The organism is Methylobacterium sp. ME121 (assembly GCF_000974725.1).
In the GTDB taxonomy this organism is placed as follows: domain Bacteria; phylum Pseudomonadota; class Alphaproteobacteria; order Rhizobiales; family Beijerinckiaceae; genus Methylobacterium; species Methylobacterium radiotolerans.
In genome coordinates this window covers 183,676-201,133 of sequence record NZ_BBUX01000003.1, presented here as the reverse complement: position 1 = coordinate 201,133, position 17,458 = coordinate 183,676, and the positions used below count along the sequence as shown (strand labels likewise).

The window sequence follows — 17,458 nt, the reverse complement described above, 5'->3', positions numbered from 1 at the left end:
GTCACGACACGGGGAGGACGACCATGACCGGACGGTTCGGCGCGCGCGGCCGCGCCGCCGCGTTCCGCGCGCTCGCGGCGGCCCTCGTCCCGACCGGTGCTCCGGCCGCGGAGGCCTTCTCCGACGGCGTCGTCAAGATCGGTGTGCTCGGCGACCGATCGAGCGTCTACGCGGACAAGTCGGGCGCGGGCTCGGAGCTGGCCGCCCGCATGACCGCGGAGGAGGCGGCGGCGCTGTTGCCCGGGGTCGCCATCCGGATCGTCGGCGCCGACCACCAGAACAAGCCCGACATTGGACTTGCCTCGCAAAAGTGGAGAGCTCTTTTCCTGAAGGAGGAGGGTTCCGATGTCAGACCGGAAGCAAACCTTTACCCCTGAGTTTCGTGCCGAGGCGGTGCGACTGGCGCAGACGAGCGGGCGGTCCCGCCGGGAAGTCGCCGCCGATCTAGGCGTCGGGCTCTCGACGCTGCGCAACTGGATCGACGGCCGACGTGAGCGGGAGATGGACCACCCGCCGGCGGAACGGCAGGAGGACATGGCCGCCGAGCTCAAGCGCCTGCGCCGCGAGAACGAGGTGCTGCGCCAGGAGCGGGAGATCCTGAAGCGGGCCACGGCTTTTTTCGCCAAAGAGGGAAGTCGATGAGGTTCCGCCTCGTCGACGCGGCGAAGAAGGACTTCCCGGTCGCGCGCCTGTGCAAGGTCCTCGACGTCAGTCCGAGCGGCTACTTTGCCTGGAAGAATCGTCCGGCTTCGGCACGGCAGCGCGAGGACCTCGTGCTGCTTGCCCATGTTCGCTCCGCCTTCACGCTCTCGCACGAGACGTATGGCAGCCCGCGCATGACGCATGAGTTGCGCGAGCAGGGCTTGGCGGCAGGCCGGCGACGCGTGGCCCGGCTGATGCGGGAGAACGGGCTCAAGGCCCGCCAGCCGCGCCGCTTCCGACGCACGACGGACAGCGGCCACGCCTTCCCGATCGCGCCCAACCACCTCGACCAGGACTTCACGGCGGCTGGGCCGGATCGGAAGTGGGGGAGCGACATCTCCTACATCTGGACGCGGGAGGGCTGGCTGTACCTGGCGGTGGTCCTCGACCTGTACTCTCGACGGGTCGTGGGCTGGGCGGTGGGCGACCGTCTTCACAAGGAGCTCGCGCTGACTGCGCTGCGACGTGCCCTCGTCGTCCGGCAGCCCGGACCAGGTTTGCTGCATCATTCCGACCGCGGCAGTCAGTACTGTGCGAATGAGTATCAGGCGGAACTACGAGGACATGGCATCGTGATTTCGATGTCTGGCAAGGGGAATTGCTTTGACAACGCGATGGTCGAGACGTTCTTCAAGACGCTGAAGAGCGAACTGGTCTGGCGCACCGCCTTCCAGACGCGAGCCGAGGCCATCGACGCGCTGGCCCGTTACATCGATGGCTTCTACAATCCCCGACGCCGTCACTCGGCGCTCGGCTTCACCAGCCCCACCCAATTCGAAAGGGGCATCGCCCACCACACCGCTCTCCACTAAACTGAAGCAAGTCCAATCGCGGATGCCCGTGTTCAGACCTTGCCCGCCGGCCGGGCTGTTGAGGTGCGCGGCGTCCCCCGCCAGCAGCACGCGCCCGCTCCGGAAATGAGGCGCCACGCGCTCGTGCTTGCGGTAGGCCGAGGTCCACACCGTCTTCCGCCAGGCCCCCTCGCCGAACAGAACCTCTGTCAGCTCTCGCGCGTGATCGGCGAGCTCGGCGTCCGTCAGCGTGTCGGGAATGCCCTGCTCGATCAAGCGCCATATCCGCGGCGCATACCGGATCGACATAAGGAGCGACGGGCGATCGGGCTCGGCGAGCCACCCGTCCGCGGTGTCCGCCTCCTCGCTCACCTCGACATCGGCAAGGACGGCTCGAGTCGCGTAGGTCTTACCCTGCAACTCCCAGCCGAGCTGCTGCCGAACGCTGCTGTGGGAACCGTCCGCCCCCACGAGGAATCGCGCCTCGACGACGCTCTCGACGCCTTCCCCTTCGCGAAGACGAACATGCACGCACCCGCCGGCCTCATCGTCCTCGAATCGAACGAACGAGCATCCCATACGCAGCTCGATCCTGTCGTTGCGCTGGGCGTGCTCGAAGAGGACGCGCTCCGTGCGGTTCTGAGGGATGGCGAGCAAGTAGTTACACTGCGTGATCGGGTCGTAGGTTCCGAAGTCGAAGTCGATGAGGGTCTTGCGGTCTGACGCGCGGCGCAGCCGGAGGTGGGACGACTGCTCGCCGCTGACGATCAAATCCTCGACCACGCCGAGCGACCGAAAGATTTCCAGCGTCCGTGGAAACAGCGCGATTGCGCGGGAGTGAGTGTCCAGCTCCCGCTTCTGATCGACGACGATGCTCCTGACGCCCCCTCTTCGCGAGGCCGAGAGCGAGCGTGAGGCCAACGGGGCCGGCGCCGCAGATAAGGACTTCGGTGCTTTGAGGAAGGGACGACACGATGATCTCCTCGGATCATTGCCACGGCGCCGCGACCCGCTATGTTGTCAGCGACAACACACAACTGGGAGCCTTTGTAGGCTGTGTCAACATTGGATCGCGAATCCTGCTGCCCATCCGGCGCGCGGCGTTACCATCACGGTAACCTGCGCGATGCGCTGCTCGAACGGGCGGCCGAGGTGATAGGTGCGGAGGGAATCGAGGCGCTGAGTCTGCGGGCGCTCGCCCGCGACCTCGGCGTCTCGCACGCTGCACCCGGCAGACACTTCCAGACCCGGACGGACCTCCTCGCCGCGCTGGCGGAGGACGGCGTGGACAGGCTGATCGCGGCGACTGAGTCGGCGATGGCCGCATCGGGCGGTGATCCGGTCGAACAGCTTCGCTCGCTCGCCAGCGCCTATCTGCAATGGGCCAACGAACACCCCGCACACTACAACGCGGTCCGGAACCCGGAGGTCGTCCGATGCGCGAGCCCGGGCCTTAAGGCCAAGATGATGCGGTTCGCCGAGAAGCAGAGGGCAACTTTGCGGCAGGCGCAGGCCGCAGGATGGATGGTCGAGGTGGACCTCGACCTCCTGATGTTCCAGTTCGTGGCGACCCTGGTCGGGTCGGCCACGGTGATCTCCGATCCGCTCTATCGTGAGGTGCTCGGACCGATCTGCGCGCCCGACCGCGTGGGTGACATCGTCGAGCGCGCCTTCCCCCGGATGACGGCATCGCCCCGATTCGGCGAGCAGGCCAGGACGCGCGGCTGAGCAGCACCGGCATTGCGCGACCAGGTCCCGGAGAATGCAGCCACAGCAACGATCGGGGTTCACGATGGCATACGAGAAAGGCGCAGCCGCCGTTCTCCGCAACGGCTCGGCCGGAGGTTCCCGCCTCGGGCGGAGCGGGTCGTCGGCGGCAGCACCGAGAGCGCGACGCGCGTGAGGAAGAACGATCCGCCCCAACGTACGGATAGGGCGAGCAGAATCGTCTGCTCGGACGCGGTCATGCTGCGGTTCACGGAAGTGGACTTGGCGGGACGGTTCAGTCGCGGAAGGCCATCCGGTCTGCACCGCGTCCACGGGGTCGCGCATCCCGCTTCTTGCGCCGCAATCTCGATCGATCTGCCGGCGCCCGGCGGCTCAAGCCGTGATCGCCTGGTTGGGCCACAGCCAAGAGCACGGCGTTATTGGACGATCCAGCCCGCAGGCTCGGGAGACCGCCGAGAAGCGCCGGCGCGGTTGTTCGTTCATCGGATGCCTTCACCCATGACAGGCGGATCGGTCGGGTCGCGGAGGACTCCAGACCAGGAATGGCGAGGGTTGGATAACATGATGTCGGCGCACCGCCCGGGGGACTAAGCTGAACGATGACGCACGATCTGCGACAGACGGATGGGGCGCCCGAGGTCTCGACGCATCCGCCCGAAGTGACCCTCGTGGCCGGCTACCAGAGCGGTGCTCTCGCGCGCTGCACGGAGATGCACGCCCAGCACTACGCGAGGATTGCGGGGTTCGGACGCGCGTTCGAGGCACGCATCGCCGCAGGTCTGGCCGATTTCGCAGATCGACTCGATCATCCCTGCAACGGCCTCTGGCTCGCGGTTCGCCGGGGGCAGATCGTCGGCACGGTGGCCATCGACGGCGAGGACATCGGCGCGGGCATCGCGCATCTGCGCTGGTTCATCGTCGATGACGGATTGCGCGGTGGCGGCGTCGGCAGAAGGCTGTTGACCGCCGCTGTGGGCTTCTGCGAGCTGCGGGCCTTCGACGCCGTCCACCTTTGGACGTTCCAGGGCCTACATGCCGCCCGTCACCTGTACGAGTCGCACGGCTTCCGGCTTGTAGAGGAGCGGCCCGGACAGCAATGGGGGGTAGAGGTGCTGGAGCAACGTTTCGCCCGGCCGATCACGCGGGCGGGCTGACCCTCAGACGCAACGGCGCTCAATGGGCGGCGGCGTGTTCGCCTGACTTGGGTCGGAAGCGGAGCGTTCGCTGTTCCGGCGGCCCTTCTCCGAAGCGGGCGGACCGAATCGGCCAGCTCCTGCTGACGTCAAGGGGTAGCTGAACGCCTTGGACGGGTGGATTTCCGCCCGACCGCTCCCGGAGGGCGGATGCATCAAAGCAGGCTTACTCAGGAGATGCGCTGTCCTGTTGTTCGCGCGGTGAGTGCCCGACGATGCGGGAGAACACCCGCGAAAACGCAGCGGGGCTGTCGTAGCCGACCTCCGCGGCCACGCTCTTGACAGACTTGCCCTTGGCGAGGCGCTGGCGCGCCACTGTCATCCGCCAGAGCGTGAGATAGTCGATCGGTGTCCGGCCGACAACGACGCGGAAGCGCTCCGCGAAACGGGTGCGCGACATGCCGGCCACCTCGGCGAGGTTCTCGAGCGACCAAGGCTTGCCCGGCGCCTCGTGCAGCGCGGTGAGCGCACGCGCCAGCCGGGTGTCGGCGAGCCCCGCGAGGACGCCGCCGTCGACGAGACCGCTCCTCACCACGTGCCGCACGATCAGTATCAGCAGGTAATCGAACAGCCGGTCGAGCGCCGTCTGCCGGCCGTCGCCCTCCGCGAAGGCCTCGTCGACGATCAGGTCGCAGGTCGGCCCGAGCGCGGGATGGCTGGCGAGCGGCAGCACCACGAACGCCGGCAGCCCCTCGCCGATCGGGCTACCCGCTTCGCCGCCGAGGTCGACGGCAGCGCAGGCAAGGTCGGCGCCACGCTCGGGGTCGACGAGAAAGCGGTGGGTGCGGCTGCGCGGGAAGAACAGCAGCGTCGGCTCTGAGAGCATAAGGTCGGGCTCGCCACGTTGCGCGAGCGTCAGCGTGCCGGCGTTGAGGAAGTGCAGATGGCCGCCTTCGGCGAATTCTACCGCCTGGCATAGGTTGCCCGTGAAGAAGGTCCGCGCGGTGGGCGTGGCGTGGGCGAAGAGGGCGGCGAGGTGATCCATCGGGACGATCGGCAACGTTCTCGGGACCTACGCTACCGCGTCGTTCGGCATAGAGCGGGCGTGCAAGCCGCACAAACCAAGACGAGGATCTCGCCGATGCCCCGTATCGCTCCCATCGACACCGCCCATGCCGCCGCCGAAGTCCAGGCGACGCTCTCGGCCGTGAAGGCCAAGATCGGCATGGTGCCGAACCTGTTCACCACCTTCGCGCAGTCGCCCGCCGTGCTGAACGGCTATCTCGGCTTCTCCGACGCGCTCGCCAAGGGCGCGCTGACGGCCAAGCAGCGCGAGATCATCGCGCTTGCCGTCGCACAGGCCAACGGCTGCCACTACTGCCTGTCCGCCCACACGCTGATGGGCAAGGGCGCGGGCCTGACGCCCGAAGGCGTCCATGCCGCCCGCCACGGCAAGGCGCAGGACGCGCTCGACAACGCGGTCGCCGCCTTCGCCCAGCGCGTGGCGGAGGCGAAGGGCCACGTGAGCGACGCCGACATCGCCGCCGCCCGTTCGGCCGGCCTCGACGATGGCCGGCTCGTCGAGGTGATCGCCAATGTGGCGATCAATGTCCTCACCAACTTCACCAACAACGTCGCGCTGACCGACATCGACTTCCCCAAGGTCGACGTCGCGCTGGCGGCCTGACCCACGGCGGACGCGGCGTCTTACTAGCCGCCGCGTCCGACTCCCTCGACGTCCATCAACTGCGGCCTCGCCATGACGAGCGTTCGCAAAGCCAACAGGAGAGTGTCATGAACTTCCGTTTCGTCACCAAGACCGTCCACGCTTACCTCGACTATCCGGTGGCGCTGAGCCTGATAATCACCCCGTTCCTGCTGGGACTGGGCAAGACCAACCCGCTGGCGCTGTGGCTGTCGGTCGCGACTGGCGTCGCCGCTTTCGCGCTGACCTTCCTCACTGACCACAAGACCGGCGTCATCCGCGTGCTGCCCTACTGGCTGCATGTGGCGGTCGATCGCTTGGTCGGCGCCACCTTCATCGTCGCGCCGTTCGTGCTTGGCTTCGAGGGCCTCGACGCGATCTACTACTGGGCGAATGGCGCGGCGGTGCTGCTGGTGACGTTCGTCCTGAACGCGCCCGAGACCGAGGACCGCGCTCCGGTTCTCGCCGACGCTTGAGCTCCGGATGACCAGTCCTGAGGCGGCTGGACGCAGGCTCGGCCGCCATTTCATTCGCCTGGATCATCCTCCGGTGGGTTAGGCCGATGCGCAGGCGGAGAGGAGCCGGACATGACGACCACCATGGACGCGCGGCTCATCGAGGCGCGTCGGTGCGTTGTCTTTGTGCTGCACATACCGCGGGGATCCGCTGTCGATCGTGCAAGCGGGTGCAGGCGCCCGACTGCCCGCTTCTCCGGCGTACTTACGGCAAAGCGGATCAGCGGCTTTCGGCCATTCTCGGTCGTCCCGGCGCCAATCAGATTGCCGGCAATCAGACCATCCGAAAGCCTGGTCGGAAGCAGCCCCTCGCTACGGATACCAAGCATTGATTTCCGGCCGGTAGCCGCGCCGGAGAGCGACCTTACTCGGAAGCCACCATGTCCCTTCCACGAGAACTTCATCGGACGACGGTACGCCGAACGCGAAGCTAAATGCCGAACTTCCGGCACTCGATCCGCTTCCGACCTCGCGCCCTCATTCGGGCGCTCCGCAATCTGAGGTAGTACGTTCGGAGGCAGACTTCGCGGCCGTCACAAAGGAACGATCGACCGAGACTATTGCGCGATCGTGCATCGGGCCGAGGCCGGCGGGTTTGGTGCACCGTTCCATCAGGTCTGGACGGCCAAAAGGAACAGGGCAATCCATTGCCAGGCAATCGATACCGTGGCACGGGAGGGCACCGGAAGGAACCGGAAGGAGCGGAGGCCGCACTTCGACCGCCGCTCCAGGCGGGGCCGCGATGTGCGGCGCCGGAGTCGAGCGAGGTTGGCCCCATGAGGTAGATCGCGATCACGCAGAGCGGAACCGAGCCGAAAAATGGGTTTTTGGCAATGGTTTTGGCAATTGGATGCCCCGTTCGTGCGTACGCGGGCCGGCAACCTCGGCCCGCGTCCGATCGACGTCCGGCCGCGCGATCCGAAGGAGTGGCGCGGCCGGGCGGACGGGCGACGGCACTTAAGCCCCATGCGGCCCGATCGGACGGGGCGCCCAACCTGAGCGTGCGCCGCCTCCCCGTATCTCATCCGCGACGGAACCATCGAAGCCTCATGAAGCGCCGGCCATTCTATGCGGCAGCAATCGCCACTTCGCGTCGGACGTCGTGCCCGGAGCCTCGTTCGCGCAATTCGCGATTCGGCGGCGGGTGCCGGGCGCGGCGCCGTCCGGCTTCCGATCGGCAACGGTCTCGGCCGAGCCGACCACGCTGGGCTGCCCACGCGTTCGCAGGCGACGTGGGCCCGCACGGAGAAGGGAATCGGGATCCCCAGGCGTCCGACCCGAGATGCAAACAGCCGGCTTCCGGAAGCCGCCGGCAAGGCCGGCAGGAGAACCGGCCAGGAGCGACCTGCAGCCACGATCGTCGCGCCGCCTAGCGGAGTTCAGTTGGCCCTTTCTCCCAGCCTGTAGAACCTCGACCTCGTGCGCGCGTAACCCAAGTCCGGTTCGAGCGTGAACAGTTCGCTGGTTCTGCAGAGTTCTCCGTCCGGTATGACAGGATGACCGAGCACGATGCCGACGAGGTGTGGCGCGGGAGCCAAGCGAAGCCTCCATTCCATCAGGAGTGGCGCATCCCTCAAATCGTCGGCACCGGGATGGTGGCCGCCGGCGATGCGTTCGAGATCCTCCGCCAACCGACGATGGCGGGCAGCGATGCGGGCGAGTTCGGGAAAAGGGCCAGGACCCTTGTGCAGGACCGACATGATCGATGTCCTTCGTTCCGACACCGTGGTCGGATGGGGGGCGACAGAGCGCATCGAGGTCGGCAGGATCGCGCCTCCGAACGCGGCGATGCGACATCGGCCATCGTCGGCCGTCGTCGGGACGGATCGTGCGGCAACTGGGCCCCGATCCTCCCGCGCGCGCCCGAAACTCGCACGGGCGCGATTCCTTTGATCGCGGCTCGAACGACGTCACCGAGCGGTCCCGTCCGAAGCCAGCGCCGGATCCCGGCGTGCGACTGCCGATCGCCTTCGGCGACACGGACTTCCGGGCGGCTTCGAAACCGACCGCCTCGCCGGAGATCGCCTTTCATCGTTGAGTCCCGACCTTCCAGGTCGACAGCCCGGGAGCCGGAACGGAATCCGGATCGTCCCCGGACCGAGATACCGGAGCTTCGCCGACCGACCGAGCCGCCGCCGAACCTGCGACTTCGTCGTAACGGGCGCCGAAGACGTGATGCCGATTGAGCAGGCGCAGTACGAAGTGCGGCGACCTCTGCCGCAGATAGAACTCCTCTCTCGAGCGTCGGGCCCGTCCGCCGCGCGCAGTCAGGTAGGCGACGAGATCCTCGGTCGCCTGGGCCCGCATGAGTGCCGCGGCGAAGGTGAGCCGCGCCGACCGGATCTGCGCACCCTTTCCGAGCGACCTGTCCCGAGCGCAGCGCGCGATCGCAGTCCTGAGATCGGCCGCGCCAAGTGGTTGCTTCGCCGACAACATGAACAGGCCGTTCCCGCCGGTCGCATATTTCCGGCGGTCGCGCATGTACGCTTCCAGAACGTTCCGGACGGGCTTGAGCAGCGGAACCGTTCTGGCGGCGTCCCGGCCGTGGATCGAGCGGCGCGCACCGACCACGATCGTCGCGATGCCGGCTTCTGTCCCGAGATCGTGAGGGTGGACGGCGCATAGCTCGTCCGGTCCTGCCCCTGTTCCTATGGAGACGGCCAGAGCAGCCGCAAGACAGCGTTGCGCTGAGGGAGGAACGTCCGGTCGTGCATGGACGACAGGATCGATCAGCGCCAGAGCGGTCGCCCTGTCGAACGGCAGAGCCGCGAACGACGGGATCATGGCGTACGTCGCCGGTTCGGTCGCTTGGACATGCGCCAATCGCGCGTCCATCTGTCACCACGACCATTGGATCTGCCGGGGTCGCTCGGCACCCGTAATGTGACGGGAGCTGCGGATGCATTGCTCCGGCGGTCCGGCGACACCTGCCGCTTTCGATGAGCGAATGCGTCCACGACCAACTCGTGGGAGTCGAGCGTATGCGAACCGTAGACGTTCTCGAGAGTTTCCACCGTCATCGAGAGGTAGTCCGCCGCAACCCAGATCGGCACCCCCTCGTTTTTCATCCAGTGCGCGCAAGTGTGCCGGAGAGTATGAGGGGTGATGCGCTCGGGGTCCAGTCCGGCGTCTTTGACGATCTGCTTGAAGGTTATTTGAATGTACGCATTGTAACCTGTACCATTTTGCTGATGGACGATGTTCAGAAGATCGCGCTTGTCGTCGTTCTCCTGCCAACGACGTATATGTGCCTGAAGCGATGTTGGGATTCTGCAAGGATTGCGGCTTTTCGAGGTATCGGCCTCGCGATCACCTCTGCGAAACAATGTCCTCAGATCGCCTGAAACGTATCCGGCCGAGTCGTTTTTCTTCCAGCGCAATCGGAGCACCGAGTCGTGCCGTGTTCCGGTCCAAGCTGCCAGCAATATGAAACGGGCGATCCCGGCACGTCGGCGCCGTGTGTAGGGATCCTTGATGACGAGACGGCCGCGAGCGTCGCGAATCCAGTCGTCCGCCTCGGGATCCCAACGACGCCCACGGCACGCTAGGAGGAGGCGGGCGACCTCGTCGTAGGTCAACCACTCGTCCCTAGGCTGAGCTTTCGGCGGAAGCTCGGCCTGTCTGATCGCGGTTAGGTTCTTCTCGCGCGCATAGCGCTGGATCGCCGAGTTCAAAACCTCGAGCTCTCTGCGAGCCGACTGTGTTCCGGTTACGCGGATCTTGGAAGAATCGGACTCCTTCGTCTGATTCTTCCAGCGCACACCCGTTCTGATGTTGCGGTATTCAACACTGGATTGCGCCGTGACATCGGACAGGTACTTTCCGCTCCAGTATTTTCGAAGTTCGGAAATGCAGAACAGGAGGTTCGTGCGATTGCGGATCTCTGCATCCGTCGCGCCCGCCTTTTCAGGGTTGGACGCCTCCATGTGGTCGAGGATGTCGTCGAGGGGAATCTCATCCGCATTGGATGGCGCCGCCGCCGTTCGCGGCCCTTTCGCTTTGTCCACCTTGTACTCGGAAAGCAGAAGATCAGCCTTCGTACCGTCGGGGTCATGCGGATCCCAGAACAGGCCCAGACTGAGCTGATTTTTTCCGTCGATGATATACCACATCCACGTTGAAGAATCCTGTTCGTCGCGCTTGCGCAACCAGAGCCGCGCACCCGCCTGTTTCCTTCTTCCAGCCATGGCCCGATCCCTTGCTTCGGTCAGCGGAACATCAAGGTGCAGTCGTTCTCGAGATGTTAACGGGAAGATCTTCTATTCCCTCCGCCGGACCTCGCTTTGGAGTCTGGTTGATGAGACCATAGTCTCACTTCTAAAAGCCGGCGGTAGAGATTCAGCGCGACTTACCAGGATCGATGGAGCAGCTTCGGCTTGCGACCCCGGCGGCGGGCGACGGACGGCACCTCCGCCTCTCGATCCGATCGCGGGCTCCTTCGGTCGTCCATGCTTTCGGCCGATCCGCACGTGTCCTTCGCATCCCGACGAAGCTGCGGCTCGAGAAGCGAGCGGACCGCCGAAGGCGTCGTGTAGAGCCTGCCTGCGATCGAAGCGGATGCGAGTTGACCGAGACGGACCGCCGAACGAAGCGATTTGACCGTCAGCGGGCCGTTCGGGAAGAACAGAGCGCGCGCCTCTTCGAGGGTCACGATCTCGTCGTCGGCCCATTGATCGACCGCCGGCCTTCCGACGAGGCGTCGAAGAGGATCCGCACGGTCGTCGATCCGGCCGCGGCTTGGACGCTCATGCCGCTGGCCGCGGTCTGCGGCCCGAGGCCGGTCGCCTCCGAACGCGTCCGGATCCGGGCCGGGAGCTTCAGAGTTCATCGATCGGCATCCAGGTGAGACGCGCGGACGCGGACGCCCCGCCGGTGACGAAGGCGGTCGCTTCGCGTGCGCTGCGGAAAGTGACGAAGGCGGCGACGGTGAGGTACCGCGCGTCGTCGCCGGGCACGAGGACGCCGGATCCGATCAGTTCGATCCGCTTCTCCCGCAACCACTGCGTGTTCGCGCATACGTCCGCGACGATCCGCGAGCCGGGCAGAAGCACGGTTTCACCGCCGCGCATCGTCGCGGTCGCCAGCGCGCCCCGCCAACGCATCGTATGTGTGGTTCGGACGAGACCGAGGGGATCGAGGCCGCGCGGGGCCATGACCACACGCGCGCCGATCGGCGCCTTCACCGGTTCGACCGCCGCGACGAGTCCCGGCATCGCCATGTCGAGGAGCGGGCGTAGATCTTCGGTCACCTGCGCCGCCGTGGCGATGTCGTGTTCCGTGGCCGTGAACCTCTCCGCGTCCTGCCTGTTCGCAATCGTCGCGAAACCATGGTTGGCGATCTCGTCGACGAACGCGCGCTGGAGGATCAGTCGAACGGTCTCGTTCATGATGCGCGGCCCGGTCGCGACGCACGCGTCCCAAACGAAATCGAGCGTCGGGTCAGCGGCGTGTGCGGCGAGACGCTCTTGAAGCATGCCCGATTCGCCGACTACAGCTCTGAGCTTCGTCGATTGCGGTGCCGGCATCCCGACCAGGATGTACAAGCCGGGACCAAGCATTGCAGGAAGGTCCAGCAGACGATCCATCGACCATATCGGACATGCATGGAGCGCGACGCCCGATGAGACGAACTCGAGTGAGACGTACCCTTCGTCCCGTGTGCCGGCCATCATTCCTCGGAACGGACGCGGACGTTTCTCCAGCATCGCGATTCCTCCTGCACATCATGTTGGGAGTCGCGATCGGTTCGTCGCGACGATCGCGCTACTTGGATCGGAAGGACCGACCGGTCGGCGACGCACCTCCGGTCGTCGACCGCATCGAGGACCGGCGGGTCGCGTCGCCGATCATCGGAACGTCAGCGGAGAAACTCCTCGACTTCGACCGAGGCGAGCGACCTTCGCGATTCGAGCATCTCGGCCAGTTCCAGGAGTCGTTCACGTCGGGTCCCCAGGAGGGCCAGCGCGGACTTCGCCGCCGACCGCAGCGCCCTCTCGACGAGAGTCCCCACCGCAGGGTCGACCATGCGTCCGCCATCCGCCGACAGCCGCCGGTCCAAACCCCAGCGGACGTGCATGTCGCGCGCGAGCGTCGTTGCGGCGAGGAGATCCGCCTCGGCTCCGGCGGAAGGGTCGCCGAACGCGAGTATCTCGGCCGCACGTCCCGCCATGAGAACGATGAGCATGTTCCGGAGCACGTGTCGGGTCACGACCCCGGGGGGCGCAAAGCCCATGTAGCCGCCCCCCCCGTGTCCGGGCGAGCGCAGGACCAGATCGCCGATCGACAGGCCGAGCGACCGCGCGGCTACGGCATGCCCGCATTCGTGGATCGCCACCCGTCTCTCGTCCTCGACTCGTGCGCGTCCGGCTGAGCCTGCGATCTCCACGAGGATATCGTTCTCGACGAGAGGCCGTCCGGCGCGGCGGGCCCGGCCTCTGGCGCGCCGCACCCAGGCGGCGCAGTCGGCGCCGGTTCCGCCCAACGCCTTTCGGGCAATGGGCCGAAGATCGGAGGCGACGAGATCCGATCCGAGATGGTGGCGCAGGATGGCGGGCAGTTCCTCGAGGGCGGGCCGGGCGATCGCGATCACCCGATCGAATCGTCCCGCTCTCAGGATCGCGGGATCGATCTGAGTGGCGTCGTTGGTCGCGCCGATCATCAGCACGCCGGCCCGGCCGCCATCGCCGTCGAGACATTCCAGGAAGCCGTTGATGACCTGGACCCCGTAGCTGCGGTTGTAATCCGCGAGTTTGCGGCGATCTCCGAAAGAGTCGAGCTCGTCGACGAGCGCGACGCAAGGCGCCATTTTTCGCGCCTCGCGGAAGAAGCCGATCATCGCCTTTAGCGTGGTCCCAAGGTGCGCTTCGCCTTCCGCCTGCCACTGTGCCAACGAACCTGCGATGAAAGGTACATCCGCTTCTCTCGCCAGTGCCGATGCGAAAATGGTCTTGCCGACGCCCGGCGGGCCGCTCAGTAGCGCACCGGGCTCGCAATCCGCCCAGGGCAGCTCACCTCTGCCGAACGCCGCCAGATCTGCCGCTGCAGCGATCCCCCATTCGGCCGCAGCGCCGTAACCCGATAGATGCGACAGACGCGGCGTAGGAGCGGCCGGCGGCTTCGAAACTCTGCGTTCCACGATCGCCCTGAGCCGGTCGATGGACCCGTCCGCTCCCCGGGAGGCATGCAGCGCGATCCGGAGATCCGTCGCGTCGACCCGCGCCGCGATCGAAGCAGGAACGGTCGTCTTCGGATCCGACCCGACGATCCGGGCTGCAATCATGGTCAAATCGTCGGGCTCGAGCGGGCCGAGCGGGATCCGCTCCTCCCACGATCGTTCCACTTCGAAGGGCAGCCGTGATCGGCCGGGGGCCGCGACGCAGATCAAGGCTTGGAAGTTCCGAAACGCTCGTCCGACGTCGACGCCCGGCGTCTCGGCTCTGATCCGAACGTCGTCGGACCGCCCCTTCACGACCACCGCCTGGCCGGCACTTCGCTGCATGCCGGGCGTTCGCTTCCATAGCGTGGATCCGGACCCGAAACCTCGTACGAGGACGTTCGTCATCGGTTCGAGCCAGCTGTCGTCGGGGCAATCCACGATGAGTACCGGCGAGCGCTCCCGGATCCGATCCAGTATCGCGGGGTCCCGCTCGATGGCGCGACCGAACAGGATCGCCGCTGCGATTTCGGCCGGGTCGTCGGGTAGGTGGGACGAAGAGGCACCCGGCTCGGCCTCGTCCGGGTCGACATCGACCGCTCGACGGCTAGAGTCGAGAAGCCGAAGCATCGCGAGGATGCCTGACGGGCGATCTTCCGCGAAGGCGACGCTTGTCGTCGGCCCGCCTTCCGCGGGCCGCTGCGTGCCCTTCGAACGGCCGAGGGACGGGATCGGACCCTGGCCGCTCATCTCGTTCCCCCGGTCGTTCCGACGAGTCCGGGACACGCGATTCCGATGAGAAAGAGGTGACGGCGGGCTTCGCGTGCGCGCTCCACCTCCCCGGCTGGAAAGTTGCATGACCACGGCGCGGCGGTTCGAACCTGCGTTCCGCCGTGCCGCAGCGCGTCCTCGATGCCGGCGACGGCCAGGGCCCGGCGCTGTGCCGAGAGAGGCAGCCCGCCCACCCAAACAACCTGCCGCTTCTCGGATGGATCCTGTCCGTGGTCTGCGCGCCTCTGATCGTCGAGCCGAAGTCGTGCCATGCTCACATCGATCGTAGGACGGCCGTTCGGATCCAGGCTGTGCACCAGCTGAAGCGTACCGCTTTCTGGAGGGCACAGACCGCACAGCAGGTCGAGATCGGCGAACCCGCTCCGAGCCACCCAGGCACAGCTCGCCCGGTCCTCGATTCTGATCGCGAAGCGCCCGAACACGTCACCGGCGAAAATGAATCGCTGGCCGTGAGGCCGCGCGTCGTGCGCACCGGCGGCTTCCGACCAGGGGCGCCCGATCTCGAAAGCATGACGCATCGCTAGTCTCGCCGCCGTGGCAGGCGTGAGGACCCGGCTTCGGGCGAGAGCCGACAACATGTCCACCGTCTCGTCGGCCACGCCGGTCAGATCGCGAAGTTCGATGGAGAGAGGCTGGCGCCCGGATACGGACTGCCGGCGCCGAAGTGCGGACGCCAGCTTCCGTGCCATGGTCGCGACTCTTCCTCGGTCGTTCGTGAGTCGTGGCATCGGTCGTCCGGTCGGGAACACGACGACGTTCTCGTTCCGCATGAGGCACCTGTCGGGTCCGGAAAGGTTCGATAGCGTTCGCGCGCCAGGATCGAAGCAAGCCGCTCGAAGGACGACGAAAGGGTCAGTCCAGGGAACGGGACGGCGAGAGGCTTCGCGGGTCGCGTCTGCACCCGGCCAAGCGGAGCAAGCCCCTTCCCGTGACGAGCACGACGCGTCGGCCGATACGGCGGGCGTCGCGCTTGACCGCGATCAGCCGACGTCTCAGATCCGGCCGCCGCCAGACGCGACCGGCCGCCGCCAGGACGATCACAGTTCCTTGGGCGCGCCGGACTGTTGCGTGCGCCAAGCCGTGGTCGGCGAGCTTCCTGTAGGATTGGATGTCCTCCAACCCCCTGGGAAGGACGGACAGGACGTCGTCGCGCGATCTCGCGACGATCTCGAGTTCGCGGGCCAATCGGATGCGCTCGCCCGCGATGCGGATGCTGCGACACAGGCTGTCATGGATGCCGCCGACGATGGCGTCACCAGATCCGGTGTACGACTTCGACATGGCACAATCTCCCGATCCGCCGAAGGAGCGGAGGAACAAGGCTGCCAAGTTTCGGGGTGCCGTCGCTTCCTCTCGCCTGCGGCGCCAAGGAAGCGCGTCGTCTTCGACAAGCATCGAAGGAATCGCCGTAGCAACGGCGTGGACCCATTTCGACGGACTTGCAGGTCGGCCAAAGATCAGGTCTTCTGGACAGACGCCTTCCGCAATTGGCGTTCCGGCTCCGTCTTCCAGCGATTCGCAGGCTGCACCAGAGATGCGTCCGCGTCAAGTATCTTCCGCGGCCAAAGTGGAAGCTTCGCAGATCCGAGGCGCCAGGGCGATGCTCGGCTGGACACAGAAGGAGCTCGCCGTCCGCTCCGGCGTCGCCAAGAGAAGTATCGCCGGACTGGAACTCGGTACCAGCACACCGAAGCCCGAAACCCTCGAGCGTTTGGTTGCCACGCTTTCGGCCGGCGGCATAGAATTCCGGAACGCCGACGCCGACGGTGTCGGCATCAAGCTTTTCAAAACTTCGAAGTTCGCCCACGGATCGAAGCCGCGGTTCGACGAGATGAAGGGCTGAGGTGATTTCGGTGTGGAATGCACCGGAATTTTCTCACCGCTCTCTGAACTGTCTCGTGTCGCCTGAGGCTGCGCGAGCGGCCAGTCGAGGAGCTTCGGCCTGAGGTGCAGCCCCAGACGACATCCCTCGTACCGTGCCCGCCTCGCGGTTGGCGGGCGCGCGGGGCCCCGAGCGAGCTCCGGATGGGGGCGGCATTCGCCGAGAGCCGCCGCTTTGATCCTCCGGTGAGCCTCCGCCCATCCGCACGCACGCTGGGGCAGCGCCGCTGTGGGCCAACTCCGATCCTTTCATAAACCGGAGGCGACTTCGTGCGTGCAGGACGGCAGGACGTCCATGATCCCGCGCGCGGCGGCCGATCAACGCCGCGCATTTCGTGCCGGCTGGGCAACCGCCGCGGCGAGCATCGGAAAGTGAATATGAAAGAAAACGCTATGTTCCTTTGAGGCCGAAGTATCGCGTCTGCGGCCGAAGTGCAGGCTCTCAAGGCGGCACCGCAGGAGGCGAAGGCTGTGCTGGACAAATTGAGCCGGTTCCTGCTCGCCTGCAGCCAGGATCCAGGATCGGCCACGCTCACGCACTACATCGTCGCGCAAGCGCTGCAGTTTCCCAACCTCGCGCGGCTCGCCTACGAGGAAGGATGGTTGGGTGGCGTGCGCGCGGTTGCACCGCTCCTGGAGGTCATGGCCGCACGGGGCCAGATCGCCGTCGACGACGTCGAGATCGCCGCGGACCTGTTCCTCAACCTTGTGCCCGGACGCAGTTCCAAGCAGGCGCTGTACGGCATCCAGGGCGACCCGGAGGCGCAGGAGAAGCGCTGTCGGGCAGCCGTCGCGCTCTTTCTCGCGGGCGTTCGCCCGCAGCGACAGGGACGGCCGCGACGAGCCGGAGTTCCGTCCCAGGCGGAACCGACGTGAACAGTCGCGTTCGTGAGCCGGTTCCGATCTGACCGCCAGCCCGTATCGACGGGTTTCAAGCTTCGCGCGAACAAATCGACCCGAGCCGTGTCGACAAACGTTAAAGGTCGGCGTTCGTGGTGATCTCGGCCTCTGCACGCGGGGCGGCATGCAGGGTACGCGGCGCGGTCGAGGTCTGGGCT

At 66.3% G+C, this 17,458-nt stretch carries 17 protein-coding genes and 1 pseudogene; 8 read left to right on the top strand and 10 right to left on the bottom strand.

Annotated elements, in window-relative coordinates:
- Positions 1 to 23: 23 nt before the first annotated feature.
- Positions 24 to 377: an ABC transporter substrate-binding protein gene (locus ME121_RS04645; RefSeq protein ID WP_043378379.1), complete on the top strand. Its 354-nt coding sequence runs from the start codon at positions 24 to 26 to the stop codon at positions 375 to 377.
- Positions 346 to 1,514 (top strand): IS3 family transposase gene (locus tag ME121_RS33245; RefSeq protein ID WP_089231281.1). Its coding sequence is split into 2 segments (ribosomal slippage): positions 346 to 613 and positions 613 to 1,514, totalling 1,170 coding nucleotides; the frame shifts between segments, so codons are not numbered across the junction. Before ME121_RS04645 ends, ME121_RS33245 begins: the two co-directional genes overlap by 32 nt.
- Before the next feature lie 69 nt (positions 1,515 to 1,583).
- Here the strand turns inward: ME121_RS33245 and ME121_RS04635 are convergent.
- A pseudogene (locus tag ME121_RS04635) lies at positions 1,584 to 2,414 on the bottom strand (FAD-dependent oxidoreductase); the annotation flags it as partial.
- A gap of 144 nt (positions 2,415 to 2,558) precedes the next feature.
- On the opposite strand from ME121_RS04635, the gene ME121_RS04630 reads away from it, so the two are divergent.
- A complete protein-coding gene (locus tag ME121_RS04630) occupies positions 2,559 to 3,221 on the top strand; it encodes a TetR/AcrR family transcriptional regulator (RefSeq protein ID WP_051975894.1) in 663 nt (220 codons plus the stop codon).
- A gap of 599 nt (positions 3,222 to 3,820) precedes the next feature.
- Positions 3,821 to 4,375, top strand: a complete 555-nt coding sequence (locus ME121_RS04625; protein WP_051975895.1) for a GNAT family N-acetyltransferase — start codon at positions 3,821 to 3,823, stop codon at positions 4,373 to 4,375.
- 205 nt (positions 4,376 to 4,580) lie between these two features.
- Here ME121_RS04625 and ME121_RS04620 read toward each other — a convergent pair whose 3' ends face one another.
- On the bottom strand, positions 4,581 to 5,399 hold the full coding sequence (locus tag ME121_RS04620) for a helix-turn-helix transcriptional regulator (RefSeq protein WP_043378391.1): 819 nt from the start codon (positions 5,397 to 5,399) through the stop codon (positions 4,581 to 4,583).
- A 96-nt stretch (positions 5,400 to 5,495) separates the two neighbouring features.
- On the opposite strand from ME121_RS04620, the gene ME121_RS04615 reads away from it, so the two are divergent.
- Entirely contained in the window at positions 5,496 to 6,041 is a 546-nt protein-coding gene (locus ME121_RS04615) for a carboxymuconolactone decarboxylase family protein (RefSeq protein ID WP_043378394.1), read from the top strand.
- A gap of 107 nt (positions 6,042 to 6,148) precedes the next feature.
- Positions 6,149 to 6,535, top strand: coding sequence for an SPW repeat domain-containing protein (locus ME121_RS04610; protein WP_043378397.1), 387 nt, complete (start codon positions 6,149 to 6,151; stop codon positions 6,533 to 6,535).
- A gap of 1,418 nt (positions 6,536 to 7,953) precedes the next feature.
- Here the strand turns inward: ME121_RS04610 and ME121_RS33240 are convergent.
- From ME121_RS33240 to ME121_RS04585, 8 genes are all read right to left on the bottom strand, one after another.
- On the bottom strand, positions 7,954 to 8,274 hold the full coding sequence (locus ME121_RS33240; RefSeq protein WP_081948535.1) for a DUF6634 family protein: 321 nt from the start codon (positions 8,272 to 8,274) through the stop codon (positions 7,954 to 7,956).
- Between the two features lie 328 nt (positions 8,275 to 8,602).
- Positions 8,603 to 9,358, bottom strand: a complete 756-nt coding sequence (locus tag ME121_RS04605) for a tyrosine-type recombinase/integrase (RefSeq protein WP_158713260.1) — start codon at positions 9,356 to 9,358, stop codon at positions 8,603 to 8,605.
- On the bottom strand, positions 9,355 to 10,761 hold the full coding sequence (locus ME121_RS33235; protein ID WP_081948537.1) for a tyrosine-type recombinase/integrase: 1,407 nt from the start codon (positions 10,759 to 10,761) through the stop codon (positions 9,355 to 9,357). The genes ME121_RS04605 and ME121_RS33235 overlap by 4 nt, the downstream gene beginning before the upstream one ends.
- Before the next feature lie 161 nt (positions 10,762 to 10,922).
- On the bottom strand, positions 10,923 to 11,402 hold the full coding sequence (locus ME121_RS33230; protein WP_051975896.1) for a hypothetical protein: 480 nt from the start codon (positions 11,400 to 11,402) through the stop codon (positions 10,923 to 10,925).
- Positions 11,392 to 12,159 (bottom strand): GIY-YIG nuclease family protein, encoded by a 768-nt coding sequence (locus ME121_RS04600; RefSeq protein WP_139239451.1) that lies wholly within the window; start codon positions 12,157 to 12,159, stop codon positions 11,392 to 11,394. The genes ME121_RS33230 and ME121_RS04600 overlap by 11 nt, the downstream gene beginning before the upstream one ends.
- Before the next feature lie 272 nt (positions 12,160 to 12,431).
- Positions 12,432 to 14,477, bottom strand: a complete 2,046-nt coding sequence (locus tag ME121_RS04595) for an AAA family ATPase (protein WP_051975897.1) — start codon at positions 14,475 to 14,477, stop codon at positions 12,432 to 12,434.
- On the bottom strand, positions 14,474 to 15,208 hold the full coding sequence (locus ME121_RS04590; protein ID WP_043378406.1) for a hypothetical protein: 735 nt from the start codon (positions 15,206 to 15,208) through the stop codon (positions 14,474 to 14,476). Before ME121_RS04590 ends, ME121_RS04595 begins: the two co-directional genes overlap by 4 nt.
- A gap of 163 nt (positions 15,209 to 15,371) precedes the next feature.
- Positions 15,372 to 15,800, bottom strand: coding sequence for a hypothetical protein (locus tag ME121_RS04585; protein ID WP_043378410.1), 429 nt, complete (start codon positions 15,798 to 15,800; stop codon positions 15,372 to 15,374).
- Here ME121_RS04585 and ME121_RS33225 point away from each other — a divergent pair.
- Together ME121_RS33225 and ME121_RS04575 are read left to right on the top strand one after the other, a co-directional pair.
- On the top strand, positions 15,784 to 16,362 hold the full coding sequence (locus ME121_RS33225) for a helix-turn-helix domain-containing protein (RefSeq protein ID WP_179239979.1): 579 nt from the start codon (positions 15,784 to 15,786) through the stop codon (positions 16,360 to 16,362). The genes ME121_RS04585 and ME121_RS33225 overlap by 17 nt on opposite strands.
- A gap of 509 nt (positions 16,363 to 16,871) precedes the next feature.
- Complete coding sequence (locus ME121_RS04575; RefSeq protein ID WP_230365904.1) at positions 16,872 to 17,276, top strand: TetR/AcrR family transcriptional regulator C-terminal domain-containing protein; 405 nt, start codon at positions 16,872 to 16,874, stop codon at positions 17,274 to 17,276.
- The last annotated feature ends 182 nt before the right edge of the window (positions 17,277 to 17,458 follow it).

Coding starts and splice junctions, on each gene's coding strand:
- ME121_RS04615 (WP_043378394.1), top strand. CDS start 5,496: ATGCCCCGTATCGCTCCCATCGACACCGCCCATGCCGCCGCCGAAGTC.
- ME121_RS04590 (WP_043378406.1), bottom strand. CDS start 15,208: ATGGCACGGAAGCTGGCGTCCGCACTTCGGCGCCGGCAGTCCGTATCC.
- ME121_RS04595 (WP_051975897.1), bottom strand. CDS start 14,477: ATGAGCGGCCAGGGTCCGATCCCGTCCCTCGGCCGTTCGAAGGGCACG.
- ME121_RS04605 (WP_158713260.1), bottom strand. CDS start 9,358: ATGATCCCGTCGTTCGCGGCTCTGCCGTTCGACAGGGCGACCGCTCTG.
- ME121_RS33235 (WP_081948537.1), bottom strand. CDS start 10,761: ATGGCTGGAAGAAGGAAACAGGCGGGTGCGCGGCTCTGGTTGCGCAAG.
- ME121_RS04600 (WP_139239451.1), bottom strand. CDS start 12,159: ATGGATCGTCTGCTGGACCTTCCTGCAATGCTTGGTCCCGGCTTGTAC.
- ME121_RS04585 (WP_043378410.1), bottom strand. CDS start 15,800: ATGTCGAAGTCGTACACCGGATCTGGTGACGCCATCGTCGGCGGCATC.
- ME121_RS04645 (WP_043378379.1), top strand. CDS start 24: ATGACCGGACGGTTCGGCGCGCGCGGCCGCGCCGCCGCGTTCCGCGCG.
- ME121_RS33230 (WP_051975896.1), bottom strand. CDS start 11,402: ATGAACTCTGAAGCTCCCGGCCCGGATCCGGACGCGTTCGGAGGCGAC.
- ME121_RS04610 (WP_043378397.1), top strand. CDS start 6,149: ATGAACTTCCGTTTCGTCACCAAGACCGTCCACGCTTACCTCGACTAT.
- ME121_RS33240 (WP_081948535.1), bottom strand. CDS start 8,274: ATGTCGGTCCTGCACAAGGGTCCTGGCCCTTTTCCCGAACTCGCCCGC.
- ME121_RS04620 (WP_043378391.1), bottom strand. CDS start 5,399: ATGGATCACCTCGCCGCCCTCTTCGCCCACGCCACGCCCACCGCGCGG.
- ME121_RS04625 (WP_051975895.1), top strand. CDS start 3,821: ATGACGCACGATCTGCGACAGACGGATGGGGCGCCCGAGGTCTCGACG.